Consider the following 14,151-nt stretch of genomic DNA (forward strand, 5'->3'; position numbering starts at 1 on the left):
CTCGCTCCTCACTCCTCGCTCCTCACTTCTATTTATGAAAAAAATACTTATTACTGGTGCCAATGGCTTATTAGGCCAGAAATTAGTTGGATTGCTTACGAAGCAGCCTAACGTTGAGTTAGTAGCCACGGCGCGGGGCGATAACCGCTTACCGTTTTCGGAAGGATATACCTACCGGTCAATGGACATTACAGACCGGCAGCAGGTGCTGGATGTAATCACGGAAGTTCAGCCGGACGTAGTTATCCACGGGGCAGCTATGACCGATGTGGATAAGTGTGAAATTCAGAAAGATGCCTGCTGGGCGCAGAACGTTTCGGCAGTTGAATACATCATTGAGGCCTGCCGCACTGTAGGCGCTTTTCTGGTCCATGTTTCAACCGATTTTATATTCGATGGGGCTGCGGGTCCCTATGATGAAACGGCTGAAGCTAATCCAATCAGTTTTTATGGCTGGAGTAAGCAGGCGGGTGAATCGGCGGTCAAGCACTCTGATATACGGTGGGCTATTGCCCGAACTGTGCTTGTGTATGGCATTGCCCATGATATGAGCCGAAGTAACATTATTTTGTGGGTGAAAAAGTCGCTGGAAGATGGTAAAACGATCAAAGTCGTAACCGATCAGTGGCGTAGCCCAACCCTGGCCGAAGACCTTGCTATGGGCTGCTACCTCATTGCCGATCAGGAGGCCGAAGGTATTTTCAATATATCGGGCAAAGAGGTTCTGACCCCTTATGAAATGGCGATTCGAACCGCTGATTATTTCAATCTTGATAAATCGTTGATTACGCAGGCTGATGCCTCCACGTTTACGCAGGTGGCTCGTCGGCCTCCTCGTACAGGATTTATTTTAGACAAATCCCGGACGGTGCTTGGTTATGACCCACACACCTTCGAGGAAGGAATTGCCGTATTAGCGAGTCAGCTCAATAAATAGCTATCTGGGGGTTCTTCGGATTCTGTTGATTCTTTGGGTTCTATTGATGCTTTTGAGCAACAGAATCTAGGCAGAATCAACAGAATCGAGAGAATCCATTTATAAATATGAGTCAGGTTAAAATTTATGGCGTTCGTGAGCATCTCCTGCCCATTCGGAATCAACTTTCGGAGGTGATTCATACCAGTGTGGTCGATGCGCTCCAGTTTCCGGTCGATAAACGAGCACACCGATTTTTTTACCTCGATAACGATGATTTTTTTCGGCCAGCCACCGCTTCCGAACGTTACATCATTTTGGAATTTATGATGATGGAAGGGCGCACCGTAGAAACTAAAAAGAAGTTGATTCATCTACTCTACGAGCGCATTGGAGAACAACTTGGGCTGGCGGTTACAGATATTGAAATCTGTATTCTGGAAAGTCCGGCGCATAATTGGGGTTTTCGGGGTATGACGGGCGACGAAATTAAGCTTAGCTATACCGTTAATGTATAATCTCGTGACGCTTCACCTGAAAGCCAAGCCCGGAAGTAAGGTTGATCAGCTCTTTTACGATGCTGCCGGGCAACTCAATGCCAAAATCAAGGCTCCTGCACAGGATGGGAAAGCCAACGCCTATCTAGTAGAATTCCTCGCCAAGCAACTGGATATTGCCAAATCGAACGTAACGATTGTTGCTGGTTTTACCAATCCGCATAAACGGATTGAGATTGCGATATCGCCGGAAGCCTACGAGCGTTTTCTAGCCACACTAGCCTAATTGAACTACTGTCAGCACAGTCCCGTTGACGTGTATAGCTCCCGTTAGTGTCACGTAACCACAGCCATCACGGTAGTAGACCCATTGGCTGTCCTAAATCTGCACGTGCTGCTTACAATACATCAACAGGCTTAATGCGTGACGATTTACGGTAGAATAACCTGCTTCCGGTTATTCCCGTGAGCAGAACTGTAACGGCTGTAACTCGAAACAGTGCGGGAATTGGCGCTCCGGCTACTACAACATTCACGGCTTCGATGCCAGGGGCAGATTGTCGACCTGTTTGTGTGCTGATCACCATAACGCAGGTCTGGCGAAGAAAGCCTTAAGGCACCCGCAAAACACAAATCTTTTATGCAAAAGCTGGTTAGGTGAGATTATCATAATCTCACCTAACCAGCTTTTGCTAACTCAGCGGATGAATCGTCAGAGCTGAATCTATTCTTTATATTTCGAGCGTATGATTAATCGAAACCCCTATACGCCAACCGGCTCTTCAACCTTCTTCACACTCTCCCGACGGGGAATATAATGGCGGAAGAAACTGCTGATTTTCATCTGGAGTACACCAAAGACCGCTTCCTTGAAAATTTTGGACGACATTTTGGAGACCCCTCGTGTACGATCAGTGAAAATAATGGGGACTTCCTTAATGCGAAACCCGTATTTCCAGCACGTGAATTTCATCTCGATCTGGAAGGCATACCCCACGAATTTGATTGGATTATGCAGAATCACCTCCAGTACTTCAGCTCGGTAGCACACGAAACCAGCCGTTGGGTCCATGATCGACATGCCTGTGATAAACCGAACGTAGACACCGGCGAAATACGACATCAACACCCGCCCCATTGGCCAGTTTACTACATTAACTCCCCGAATATACCGAGAACCTACGGCCACATCGGCCCGCTCAGGGCCTTCGTCGGCACAAGCGTGATAAAGCTTGATCAGGTCTTCGGGATTGTGCGAGAAATCGGCATCCATCTCAAACAGATATTGATAGCCTCTCGACAATGCCCACTTAAACCCATCAATGTAAGCGGTGCCTAGCCCTAATTTGCCTCGGCGTTCGAGCAGGTGCAGCTTAGGGAGCGAACCCCGCACCGAAGAACCGGTAGGCGGAAATTCTTCCTGTAAATCACGGACGCGTTGGGCGGTCCCGTCAGGCGAGCCGTCGTCCACAATGAGTATATCGAATGACGTCGAAAGGCTGAACACCTTCCGAATGATCGCTTCGATATTCTCGATTTCATTATAGGTTGGGATAACGACTAATCGCTCTTTCACGGTACAAGTAGGTTTGTAAGTAGGAATTATCTCTACAACACCAAAACAAGTGGTTTTTGTACAAGATAATCATTAAAAATTGTTAATGCCCTTACTATTAGTTAATTGTTGGGCTAATTTCTGCGCTTTTTGCATCCAGTAAGACAAAGATACGTTACCATATCAGTTGGTAACCACATTGTCAAATAGATAAGTTCTACGAACCATATTCTATCAATACGCTATTCCGTAACTATATGTGGCTGGGTCTGCTTTATCAACCTTTTGCCTGTTGTTGCCCCTTTTTGACGTCAATCTTTTTTTGTAGATTGTCGGTAACCCGCTTATAGATAACTTCCATATCTCTAGGGTGCGACGAATAGAAAATATAGCTCTTTCGATAAGCAGCCGTGTCCACTCCGAATTTCTTGAAGATATTCGTTTCCAGGTGTTTATAAGCAATGTTTGAGGAGTCAATGGAGGCTAAACCCAGGCGACTCACACGCGATTCGGCCATGTGGACTTCGGTCAGGATATCGGCCATTTTATCCATGTCAATCAGCCTATCCGGCTTTTCATCTTCCGGGGCTGTACAGGCCATAATCAGCCAGCCACTTAGGAACAGAATCCACAGATGAGTGCAAAATCGGTTTAGATGCATACGTTTAAATCGATAGCTTTGTAAGCTAATCCCTACGGGCAAAGTTCGGGATTGGTTGTTAAAATAGTATAACGCCGGTTTCGTATGGACGAGTTCTTGGCCAGGCTTCGTAATTTCGATATCCGCATCCGCAAGGCAGTTAACTCGCAGATGCGCGGAAGTTTTCGCTCTATTTTCAAGGGTACTGGTTTGGAGTTTAGTGATTTACGAACATACCAGTATGGCGATGATGTGCGGGCTATCGACTGGAACGTTTCGTCGAAAGGACACGGTACGTTTGTAAAAGTGTTTCGGGAGGAGAAAGACCAGACAGTGTTTTTTGTGGTAGATGTGAGTGCGTCGCAGCAGGTTGGGCCACGCCACCGCGACAAACTGATGGCTACCAAAGAAGTATGTGGCGTGTTGGCCATGTCGGCAATTCGCGAAGCCAGTCATGTGGGTCTGTACTGCTTTTCGGAAAAGAAAGAGCGTTACATAAAGCCAGGTAATGGACTCAAAACGGGCTATCAGTTGATTATGAGTCTGTTTAAGTTGCAGCCGGAGTCGAGCCGGACGAGTATTGCCGATGCGCTTTTATTTACCCTCAATGCGCTTAAGCGACGGAGTGTGGTGATTCTGCTTTCCGATTTTATTGACCTTAATTACGAGCATAACCTGAAAGCATTGGCCAAAAAGCACGATTTGGTCGTTATTCATTTATACGATCAGCGGGAGGTGAATCTGCCCCGATTGGGCATTATTCCGGTACACGATACCGAATCGGGCCGAACGGTGTGGGTCAATACATCGTCAATGTCGTTTCGGAACGGCCTGCATGAGACATTTCGCCAGAATCAGATTCGCTTGGAACGACTTTGCAAACAGTACAATGCCAATTACCTCGCGCTCGATTCGCAGGAGGACTTTGTGCCAAAACTTGTCGAATTATTTAGAGTGAGGAAATAACATAGTTGTGACATACGCCATTCGACTTATTCTTTTCCTGCTACTAGTACCCCTGTCAATTCGGGCGAACGAACCGGCGCGCCCTGCCCCACCTCTATCACTGATTCAGAAGATACCGGCACGTAAATCGCCATTATCGGGCTATTTTCTGACCGATAGCATTGAAATAGGGCGTCCATTCCAATATGCAGTAACCTATCGGCACGCTCCGATAGTCGATGTATTATTTCCAGATACAGCCAAACACTTTGCGCCTTATCGGGTGCAGAAAGTGACTGTTTTTGCTACAGAGACCAATGGAATTGGCTTTGATGCGGTCAGCCGTGATAGCGCGGTATACACCCTGGTTTCGTTCGAAACGGACTCTATTCAGTTATTGCGTGTGCCCATTCGAGTTATCAATGAGACCGATTGTACGGCGCAATGGACGCTAATTGATACCGTCTTTTTACGGTCGAAGCTGCCTCTGGCAAAAGTAGATTCGTTGCGACTAAATAGACCAAAACTCACTACCGATACAAATCTGGTTACGCTTCAGCAGCAGTTTAATTATTGGGCGTTGGCCCTGGGAGTCATCTCGATAGCTCTGACGACATTACTATTATACGGACTGTTCGGGCAAGCGATCAAGCGGCAGTGGCGACTTTATCAGCTGAAACGTAGGCATCTGGTGTTTCTGAATGATTATAATCGGCTTACCCGGACGATTAATTCCTATACAGCTGCCGAGATTGCGAATCAGGCTGTTGTTATGTGGAAGTCGTATCTAGAGCGTCTTGATAAACAGCCGTATACATCCTTAACTACGCCCGAGTTAGCGGTGCGAATAAATGACGAACGGGTTGCTAATGCACTGCGTGAAGCTGATCGAATGATTTATGGAGGAACCTATTCGCCCGAATCCCTGCCTGCCTTACGGCTATTGGGCGAGGTGGCAACCAATGCGTACCATCGGAGTCGGGCCAGTGTGCAGACGACTGCAGATACGGACTCCGAACCCACAAGTCAATCGACCGAAACGCCAACTATCTCCTGAATCACATGGAACCCTGGTATTCACTTCACTGGCTAAGTCCAGCGCAATGGCAGCAATTTCATGTAGTCTATCCATTAGCTTTATCGTTGATTCCGGCCATTCCGGTCCTGTTTCTCATTCGGTATTATTTGAACCGGAATTCACAGCAACGACTAAATATATCGACGGGTCAGCTTTATGCCAGAACGCCTACCGGACGCGTTCAGGCGCGTGGTTCGTGGCTTAGTTTATTACGGTACCTATTGCCGCTAAGTGTATTTATAGGCAGCAGTTTTCTGTTGATTGCGTTATCTCGCCCGCAAATTGTGCGAACACAGCGCGAGGAACTATCGGAAGGTATTGATATTATGCTGGCGATTGATGTTTCGGAGTCGATGGACGAAACGGATATGTCTCCCAATCGCCTGGCAGCCGCGCGTCGGGTTGCCCAGCTATTTGTGAATGGTCGAAAAAATGACCGAATCGGACTAGTGGTCTTTGCCGGAGAAGCTTTCTCACTTTGCCCACTGACAACAGACTATGGATTATTGACGCAATACTTGAATGATCTGAATAGCCATATGATTCGGACGTCGGGTACAGCTATTGGCGATGCACTGGCTCGCTGTATCAATCGAATGCGTGAACACGCCCCATTGTTAACAGATACGACGCAGACAGGAAATAAGCGGAGCAAGCTTATTATTTTGCTGAGCGATGGTGATAATACTGCGGGGAATCTCGACCCAGTTACAGCCGCGAAACTGGCCAAAGCGTTTGATATTAAACTCTATACCATTGCTGTCGGGCGCCTGGTTACGTCGGCCTCGCAAGCCACGACCGTTGATGAAGGTATCCTGAAAACAATTGCAACGATTGGCAATGGAAGTTTTTTCCGGGCAACTGATGTCCGCCGACTGCAGTCGGTATTTGCGCAGATTAACCAGTTGGAAAAATCACCAATTCGCGTCCGAGTTTATGAAGATGTGCAGGATTTTTACCGCATTTATCTGTACTGGGGAATCGCGTTTCTCTTATTGGCACTGCTGTGGAAAAACACAATTTTTGGCAATGTGCTGGAAGATTGATTATTGTTTCAAGTTCAATGTTTCATGTTCTAGGGCTTTGGCAAACTAGATTCTAGGGGATTTTATAGATTCTCGGGGCCGCCCCGCGGTTGGTCCTATTGTGCTGATAATCAAAGATGATAGAATCCAAAGAATCGATAGAAACTAAATTGGCCGAGTACTAGGTTAGTAGCCTCAATAAACTTGGAGCATGAAACATTGAACTTGAAACTTGGAACATTGAACATGAAACCATGCTGAAATCATATTACAATGCCGAGGCTGTTGAAGCGGGCTTAGATGAAGTTGGTCGGGGTTGTCTGGCTGGACCCGTAGTAGCGGCTGCGGTTATCCTACCCAAAGATTATACGCACCCGATTCTGAACGATTCGAAACAGTTATCGCACCTGCAGCGGGAAACACTGAAAAAAGACATTGAGCGCGATGCGCTGGCCTGGGCTGTTGCCGAAGTATCGCATACCGATATCGACCAGATCAATATTCTAAAAGCCAGTTTTCTGGCCATGCACCGAGCTGTCGATGCATTGATGATCAAGCCGGAACATCTGCTAGTCGATGGCAATCGGTTTGTGCCTTATCCGATGATTCCGCACACCTGCATTATTAAAGGCGATGCGCACTATTTGTCCATTGCAGCCGCATCCGTACTGGCTAAAACGTATCGTGATGACCTCATGGCTCAACTAGGACTAGAGTTTCCTGCCTATGGCTGGGCGAAGAATGTAGGCTATCCAACACCTGTCCATCGAGAAGCTATCCGGCAGTTCGGGCCAACGAAGTACCACCGGATGAGCTTTCGATTACTATAGACCGTTTATTGGCTACTTCAGCCAGAAATTATCTTCCTGCGCTACATCGGCCGAGTACACTTTGGCTTTTATAATCTGGCCGTTCTCTACGGTATATACGTCGATATTATCCACATCGAGGACACCGCCGTTGGGCTGCACGGCTTTCCAGTGAACCAGACAGGCGACACTGTTGCCGTTGGCTGTTAACACCTTTATGTCGGTTAAGGCCAAACTATTATCGGTTGCCTGAAACATGCCACCTACCATTTGAAAGACTTCGGTGCCCGATTTTTTGGTGCCCGAAAAACGGTTGTTCCCCGGCTGGTTCCATTCAATGGCTGGGTGGATAAGGGCAGCTAATTTGGCCTGATCGCCCTGTTGAATAGCGGTTAAAAACGTACGAACAACTTGCATTGATTGTGTTTCCATAGTGGTTATTTTGGGTTGTTTATGTGATGATTGATTGAATGAGTCAGGCTGTTGATGATTGGGCCTGGGAGCATTTTCTGAATTGCCCAGGCTAAGCAGGAGAGCAATGATGATTGGTTTCATGGCGTTTTTTTTGACAAAAGTACCGGACGTATCGCGGCTGAGTTTTACCCCAAACCGCCACACAATTACCATTTGGCGCCAGTAGAAAATAGGGAGATATATTGGTCAAACAATCAGCTTATAGCCAATACCCCGAATGTTGATAATCTGAATCTGTGGATCGTCACGTAAATGCCGTCGGAGCTTGGTGATGAATACATCCAGACTACGCCCGTTGAAAAACGAATCGTCACCCCAAAGCTCCATCAATACAGCGCTGCGCTCGAGGACCTGATTGCGTTGTTCATAAAGACGCCGAAGTAGTTCGGCTTCCCGGTGCGACAGAAGCGTAACCTGACTACCTAACAGGAGTTTTTGTTTCGAAGGGTCGAATTGATAACGACCAATGGTTAACAGCGGAGTTGCCGTTGGCTGCGGGGAGGGCTTTCTGCGTAGTAACGCGTTGATCCGAACGATTAGCTCATCCAGACTAAAGGGTTTTTTGAGGTAATCGTTACCACCTAGCTCAAAGCCACGGACAACATCGGCGGTTTGGGAGCGAGCTGTCAGAAACATGATTGGCACATCGGGATTATCCTGGCGGATGTGTTCGGCTAGTGTGAATCCATCCATCTGTGGCATCATAACATCGGCCACAACAATATCGGGTTGATGCTGCCGGAAGAGCGCTAAACCCTCCATTCCTTCGCTGGCATACAGTACAGTAAACCCGCGCACTTCGAGGCTATCACGAACAATCATGCCCAAAGCAGTTTCATCTTCAATCAGCAAAACAGTCGGCATACGTTAAAATTCTAGTATAAATTCACTCCCTTTGCCCAGCTCACTCTGCACTCGGATTCGTCCACCATGTCGTTCGACCACCTGCTGTACGTAGGCTAACCCTAAACCGAATCCTTTTACGGGATGTAGATTGCCCGTAGGAACCCGGAAAAAACGGTCGAAAATTGCGGATTGATACGCTTTCGGAATACCAATACCATTATCGGCTACAACTAGTTTCCAGCCATCGTTAGGTCGTTGCTGAAATGTTAGCCTAATGTCAGCCTGATCACGAGAATAATTTATTGCATTGTCGATCAGATTGTTCAGGGCATTGCTAAAATGGATACGATCAACGGAAATAGTAGCTTCGGATGGTATATGGGTCACCACATGCAGCGGTTTAGACGCCCGAAGCCGATGATTGGTAATCAGGTCATTGGTCAGATCGGCCAGTTTTATGGATTCGGGGTGTAAGACCAGATCACGTTTTTCTTCGACGGCCAGATTCAGTACTTTCTCGACCAGATCTGATAGCCGTTGCAGGTTATTTTGGGAGATAGTTAAGTACGTCTGGGTTTTCTGCGGATCGTTCAAGACGCCGAAATTCTGGAGTGCTTCGACGGCTGCGGATACTGTTGCAATGGGCGTTTTCAGCTCATGGGTCATGTTGTTGATGAAGTCATTTTTAACTTCTGATAGCTTCTTCTGACGTAGAATAGTAGCCAGCATAAACAGAAAACAGCTGGTTGTCAGGATCAATAAAATCACAGAACTCCCCAAGAGCCAGCCCATTCGTTGAAGCAGGTAAAATGTTGGTGTACTGAATGTTGCCTGTACAAATAGGTTTTGTAAGGGATTCAACGGCTCGGGTGTTGTTTGTAGAACATTGGTGTTTTTGACAGCCTGAGGATTGATGTCCCGTCGAAAAATAAAAATGTTATCCTTGCCTTGCTGATGAGTTTGCTGAGAACGGATTCTTAACGTGTCGAGCTGAAACTCGGTGTCAATGGCTCGGCGATGAAGTTCGTCTTTATAGATAACCGTCAGATGGCCCAGGTTCGTAATAGTACCTGCGGCCCAGTCGAGTAAGACTAACTTGGAAATGCGCCGGGCGAGTGTATCGGCAGGGTCTTGAAGCTTTACAGGATCAATTCGATTATAGGTAACCACAAGCCGCTCGGGCGATTTGTCTGCGTGCAAACTATCACTATGTCTTTGAACAAAAACTCGGGTCTCTCCTGCGCGAGATGCTGCCTGAGGGTTATCGAAGCGACGCACAATGATTCGGGTTTCCGAGCCTGCCTTCGTAGGGGTTCTTTTCGGTTTCCCCGGTGGTTGCTTACGCATCAGTTGTTTCGTATCAATCACCTGCTGGCGCTCCAGTGCCTGTACTAAGGCATCCTGAACGGTACGGACAAACTGCTGCCGATTGAGCTGGTAGGTTGTCCAGAGCCAATATCCCTGAAAGGCATTGATGCCCACAATGCAGGCTGTCATTAGCCAGAAAATCGAACGTATGCGTCGGGTCATATACAAATCTACGTCGTGCAAATGGCCTTTGTATCACTGTTAACACTGGTTAACATTATATAGCAGTGCTTTACAAACGATCACCTGACCTTTGATTCGTCAAATCAAATCAGACGATTGTGTATGAAAACGCATGTTATTTTAACCATTATCCTCGCTTTGTTACTGGCCGCCACACGACCCACGTTGGCGCAAACAACTGGTCTGATCAGTTATGAAGCAGCTCGAAAAGTAGACCTGTCGGCGATACGTATTGTGATCAATGGTGAACAGGTCAAACCCGGCGACCCTAATTTTCCGACCGATATTCCTGATACACGGACCTTTGGGCAGAAGGTGACGTTTACCGATAAATACGCTAAAGAAACACGGGACGAGCAAGGTATTACTATTCGGGCAGTAGGTCCGGGTGGTCCAGGTGGCGGGCCTCCGCGAAATACGAATTTTGGTCGTCCATTCGAAGAGAAGATTTTCGTCGATCTGGCTAATCAAAAAACGGTTACCATAATGACAGTGGGGAAAGACAAAGACGCTAAAACGTATCGAGCCGATGCCCCTATTCAACGCGTTTCGGGCTGGCAATTGACCGATCAGACCAAGAAGATTGCGGGCTACACTTGCCGAAAAGCTATCGTACCGTTCAAAAACGAAACGTATACGGTCTGGTTTACGACCGAATTACCCATTACCTATTCACCCATTCGTGAGCTAACTCCTGAAACGGGCGTAGCGTTACTGATCGAAAGTAGCCGCGAACAATTTAAAGCCACCAAAGTGAATTTATCGGCTATCGATGCAAAAGACGTGCAACCACCTACAGAGGCTCAATCCGTCACGACTGAGCAACTAGCCGACCTCCGCCAAAAGGCCACCGCTGATTTTCAGCAACAGATAATGATGGGTGAACGAAACTGATCCACTTTTTTCTGACAGGATTTACAGGATAAATAGGATTTTTCTGAATAGGACCAATCCTGTTTATCCTGTAAATCCTGTCAGAAAAAATTCTATATACTGAATACAAGATGAAATCCTTCTCTCTTTTTGTCCTCCTGCTACTGGCTGGAAGCGGGCTTACGTTTGCCCAAAAAGTATCTGGGAGAGCTGAAGTCATAGGCGTTGCAGTCGATTCGGTTAGTGGGAAACCCCTACGAATGGCCACCGTTTCATTGATGACGGATCGAGATTCCAGTTATGTAGATGCCACCATTACAAACGGCGATGGCCAATTCCGACTCCGCAATGTCGGCCCAGGTCGTTACCGTATTCTGGTGACGTTTCTAGGGTACCGAAACGCGTCATCGTACATAACTGTCGGTCGCGAAACGCCGATCCATGCGGGGACCATACGAATGACTGAGCAGGCTAGCACACTTAATGAAGTGACAGTCAGGCAAGAACGCAGCCCCGTTGCCGTTAAGGGCGATACCGTAGAGTTTAATGCGGGTTCCTTTAAAACGCAACCCAATGCGCAGGTGGAAGAGCTTCTGCGAAAACTGCCCGGTGTTGAGGTAGCACGTGATGGCACGATAAAAGCGCAGGGGCAAACCGTAAATCGAGTGCTGGTCGACGGCAAACCTTTTTTCGGAAATGACCCCAAAATGGCTACTCGAAACCTTCCTGCCGATATTGTCGATAAGGTTCAACTCTACGATCAGTCATCGGATCAGTCTCAGTTTTCGGGTATCGACGATGGTAATCGCGAACGCACCATTAACCTCACCATTAAGCGAAACAAGCAGAAAGGCTATTTCGGACAGAATTCCATTGGTACAGGGACTGATGAGCGCTATCAGGGAAGATTAAACCTGAATCGTTTTAATAACCGTGGCGACGGACCGGGCCGACAGTTATCGCTGATTGGGCAGGCCAATAACCTGAACCAGCAGAACTTTACGCTCGGTGGCGGCACGGGTGGTCCCATAACAGTTGGTGGGCCAGGTAGCACTGACCTTTCGGCCAATCAATCACCAACGAATATTATTGAAATCAAGGCCGCAGGGCTCAATTTTCGGGATAAAGTAGGTAAGCGGGCAGAACTGTCGTCGAGTTATTTTCTGAATCAGGCCATCACCACAACCGATCAGCAAAGTCGGCGGGAAAATGTGCTACCCGACCGATCATTCCTGACCGATCAGCATACCTATTCGCAAAATCGCCAGACAACGCATCGCTTCAATGGTCGGCTGGATTGGCAACTTGATTCGCTAACCAGCTTACGTATAAGCCCGAACGTTTCGTGGCAAACTACTGGTTACGATAGCCGGATTACAGGTCGGTCGTATTTGCCGACGGGGCAGGCGCTCAACGATGGCGACACTCGTTATGGTTCAACCGGCGACGGTCTTAATGGCTATAATAACCTGTTACTCATGCGGAAATTTCGTAAAGAAGGACGAACCTTATCGGTAAACTTGAACACTGTGCTGACAAATGGGCTGACGAATGCCCTCAATCAGTCGATTAATCAATTCTATGATTCGACAGGGACGACTCCGCTGACTACAATCCGACTGAACCAGCGTAATCGCCAGAATAGCTACTCGCTCCAGAATACGCTGACCCTATCGCTGACAGAGCCCCTGTCGCTCACGCAAAAATTAGAACTTCGGTACGCCTACGCAGTCAATCGAAACCGAGCCGAGCGCGATGTGATTGATGCGAGTGAAGCAACGGAACAATATGACCAGCCCAATGCTGCTTTAAGCAATCACTTCAGTAGCCTTTTTGCAACACACCGCATCGGCACCACCTTACAGACGCGCCGACTTCGGTATACGTATGCACTGGGTTTCGATCTGCAACAGGCCAATTTAGAGGTTGACAATCGCTCTGTTGACACAAGTAGGAGTCGTCAGTATCTGAATCTGCTTCCTAATGCGCTGTTTAGCTACACGTTTTCGAGAAACCGAAGCCTTCGGTTGCAATATCGGACGAGGATAACTCCGCCTTCGGTGACACAATTACAACCTATTGTCGACAATGCCAATCCGTTGACTATCCGCCTAGGCAACCCCGACCTTCGACCGGAGTATTATAATAACCTTACGTTGACCTACAATGGATCGAGTGGGACCGGAGGAAAAAGCCTGTTTTTATTTGCCAGCCTGAATCAGAGTGCTAATCGCATCAGTACAACCACAACGATCAATAGCGCTGGCGCCCAAACAACTCAGCCCATTAATGCGGGTGGGTATGTGGCAGCAAACGGATCACTGTCGATTGGCCGTACGCTTCAGCCAACGAAACTGGGGCTTACATTGACAACGAATGCTAGCTTCAGTCGGGCAATTAGTTTAATCAATGACCAGACCAACGAGGCTAAAAATGTATTTTTGGGCCAGGGTGTGCGGTTGCAATCGGCCTATAACGGCAAACTGGATTATGGTCTCAGTGGTACCATTAGTTATCAGACGGCCACCTACTCGCTCCTGTCAAAGCAGAATTCAGCCTTCTGGTCGCAGTACGCAACGGCCGATGTTCACTGGCAACTCCCGTTCAATTTCGTCCTTACCAGCGATTTGACTTATACGGCCACAACGGGTCGGACAACTGGCTACAACCAGCAATTTATGCTCTGGAACGCAGCCCTTGCCTGGCAGTTTCTGAAAGCAAAACAGGGAGAGTTTCGTGTTCAGGCGTTCGATTTGCTGAACCAGAACCGAAGTGTCATTCGAAACACGGGCGATTCGTACGTAGAAGACGTCCAAAGCCGAGTTCTGACGCGCTATTTTATGGTTAGCTTTGTCTATAACCTCCGAAAATTTGGGGTGTAAGATTAGGCCTTATCCGCCAATCTATTACCATTTTACGCCAGCGGAAAAACAGCAGGTTCT

The 14,151-nt window shown here is 47.6% G+C and carries 15 protein-coding genes; 9 read left to right on the forward strand and 6 right to left on the reverse strand.

Annotated elements, in window-relative coordinates; genetic code table 11:
* The first annotated feature begins 34 nt into the window (after positions 1-34).
* From ACYVGR_RS17280 to ACYVGR_RS17290, 3 genes are all read left to right on the forward strand, one after another.
* Positions 35-937 (forward strand): SDR family oxidoreductase, encoded by a 903-nt coding sequence (locus ACYVGR_RS17280; protein WP_460958868.1) that lies wholly within the window; start codon positions 35-37, stop codon positions 935-937.
* Between the two features lie 107 nt (positions 938-1,044).
* Positions 1,045-1,434: a tautomerase family protein gene (locus tag ACYVGR_RS17285; RefSeq protein WP_460958870.1), complete on the forward strand. Its 390-nt coding sequence runs from the start codon at positions 1,045-1,047 to the stop codon at positions 1,432-1,434.
* Between the two features lie 4 nt (positions 1,435-1,438).
* Positions 1,439-1,699 carry a DUF167 domain-containing protein gene (locus ACYVGR_RS17290; protein WP_460958966.1) on the forward strand — a complete coding sequence of 87 codons (261 nt, stop codon included), beginning with the start codon at positions 1,439-1,441 and terminating at the stop codon, positions 1,697-1,699.
* A gap of 112 nt (positions 1,700-1,811) precedes the next feature.
* Here the strand turns inward: ACYVGR_RS17290 and ACYVGR_RS17295 are convergent, their stop codons facing one another.
* The 3 genes from ACYVGR_RS17295 to ACYVGR_RS17305 all read right to left on the reverse strand — a co-directional run bounded on the left by ACYVGR_RS17295 (position 1,812) and on the right by ACYVGR_RS17305 (position 3,629).
* Positions 1,812-2,000: a hypothetical protein gene (locus ACYVGR_RS17295; RefSeq protein WP_460958872.1), complete on the reverse strand. Its 189-nt coding sequence runs from the start codon at positions 1,998-2,000 to the stop codon at positions 1,812-1,814.
* A gap of 176 nt (positions 2,001-2,176) precedes the next feature.
* Positions 2,177-2,989: a polyprenol monophosphomannose synthase gene (locus tag ACYVGR_RS17300; protein ID WP_460958874.1), complete on the reverse strand. Its 813-nt coding sequence runs from the start codon at positions 2,987-2,989 to the stop codon at positions 2,177-2,179.
* A 256-nt stretch (positions 2,990-3,245) separates the two neighbouring features.
* Entirely contained in the window at positions 3,246-3,629 is a 384-nt protein-coding gene (locus tag ACYVGR_RS17305; RefSeq protein ID WP_460958876.1) for a DUF4296 domain-containing protein, read from the reverse strand.
* Positions 3,630-3,713: 84 nt separating this feature from the next.
* Between ACYVGR_RS17305 and ACYVGR_RS17310 the strand changes: the two genes are divergently transcribed.
* The 4 genes from ACYVGR_RS17310 to ACYVGR_RS17325 all read left to right on the forward strand — a co-directional run bounded on the left by ACYVGR_RS17310 (position 3,714) and on the right by ACYVGR_RS17325 (position 7,486).
* Positions 3,714-4,574: a DUF58 domain-containing protein gene (locus ACYVGR_RS17310; protein WP_460958878.1), complete on the forward strand. Its 861-nt coding sequence runs from the start codon at positions 3,714-3,716 to the stop codon at positions 4,572-4,574.
* Between the two features lie 7 nt (positions 4,575-4,581).
* A complete protein-coding gene (locus tag ACYVGR_RS17315; RefSeq protein WP_460958880.1) occupies positions 4,582-5,610 on the forward strand; it encodes a hypothetical protein in 1,029 nt (342 codons plus the stop codon).
* A gap of 5 nt (positions 5,611-5,615) precedes the next feature.
* Positions 5,616-6,677: a VWA domain-containing protein gene (locus ACYVGR_RS17320; protein ID WP_460958882.1), complete on the forward strand. Its 1,062-nt coding sequence runs from the start codon at positions 5,616-5,618 to the stop codon at positions 6,675-6,677.
* Positions 6,678-6,910: 233 nt separating this feature from the next.
* Positions 6,911-7,486, forward strand: coding sequence for a ribonuclease HII (locus ACYVGR_RS17325; RefSeq protein WP_460958884.1), 576 nt, complete (start codon positions 6,911-6,913; stop codon positions 7,484-7,486).
* A gap of 12 nt (positions 7,487-7,498) precedes the next feature.
* Here ACYVGR_RS17325 and ACYVGR_RS17330 read toward each other — a convergent pair whose 3' ends face one another.
* The 3 genes from ACYVGR_RS17330 to ACYVGR_RS17340 all read right to left on the reverse strand — a co-directional run bounded on the left by ACYVGR_RS17330 (position 7,499) and on the right by ACYVGR_RS17340 (position 10,315).
* Positions 7,499-7,897: a nuclear transport factor 2 family protein gene (locus ACYVGR_RS17330; protein ID WP_460958886.1), complete on the reverse strand. Its 399-nt coding sequence runs from the start codon at positions 7,895-7,897 to the stop codon at positions 7,499-7,501.
* Positions 7,898-8,125: 228 nt separating this feature from the next.
* Complete coding sequence (locus ACYVGR_RS17335) at positions 8,126-8,803, reverse strand: response regulator transcription factor (RefSeq protein WP_460958888.1); 678 nt, start codon at positions 8,801-8,803, stop codon at positions 8,126-8,128.
* A gap of 3 nt (positions 8,804-8,806) precedes the next feature.
* Positions 8,807-10,315 carry a sensor histidine kinase gene (locus tag ACYVGR_RS17340; RefSeq protein ID WP_460958890.1) on the reverse strand — a complete coding sequence of 503 codons (1,509 nt, stop codon included), beginning with the start codon at positions 10,313-10,315 and terminating at the stop codon, positions 8,807-8,809.
* Between the two features lie 123 nt (positions 10,316-10,438).
* Here ACYVGR_RS17340 and ACYVGR_RS17345 point away from each other — a divergent pair, with 123 nt between their 5' ends.
* Both ACYVGR_RS17345 and ACYVGR_RS17350 read left to right on the forward strand, forming a co-directional pair.
* Complete coding sequence (locus ACYVGR_RS17345; protein WP_460958892.1) at positions 10,439-11,230, forward strand: GLPGLI family protein; 792 nt, start codon at positions 10,439-10,441, stop codon at positions 11,228-11,230.
* Positions 11,231-11,340: 110 nt separating this feature from the next.
* Positions 11,341-14,091: an outer membrane beta-barrel protein gene (locus ACYVGR_RS17350; RefSeq protein ID WP_460958894.1), complete on the forward strand. Its 2,751-nt coding sequence runs from the start codon at positions 11,341-11,343 to the stop codon at positions 14,089-14,091.
* Positions 14,092-14,151 lie beyond the last annotated feature (60 nt).

The sequence above is a fragment of the Spirosoma litoris genome, from assembly GCF_054776755.1.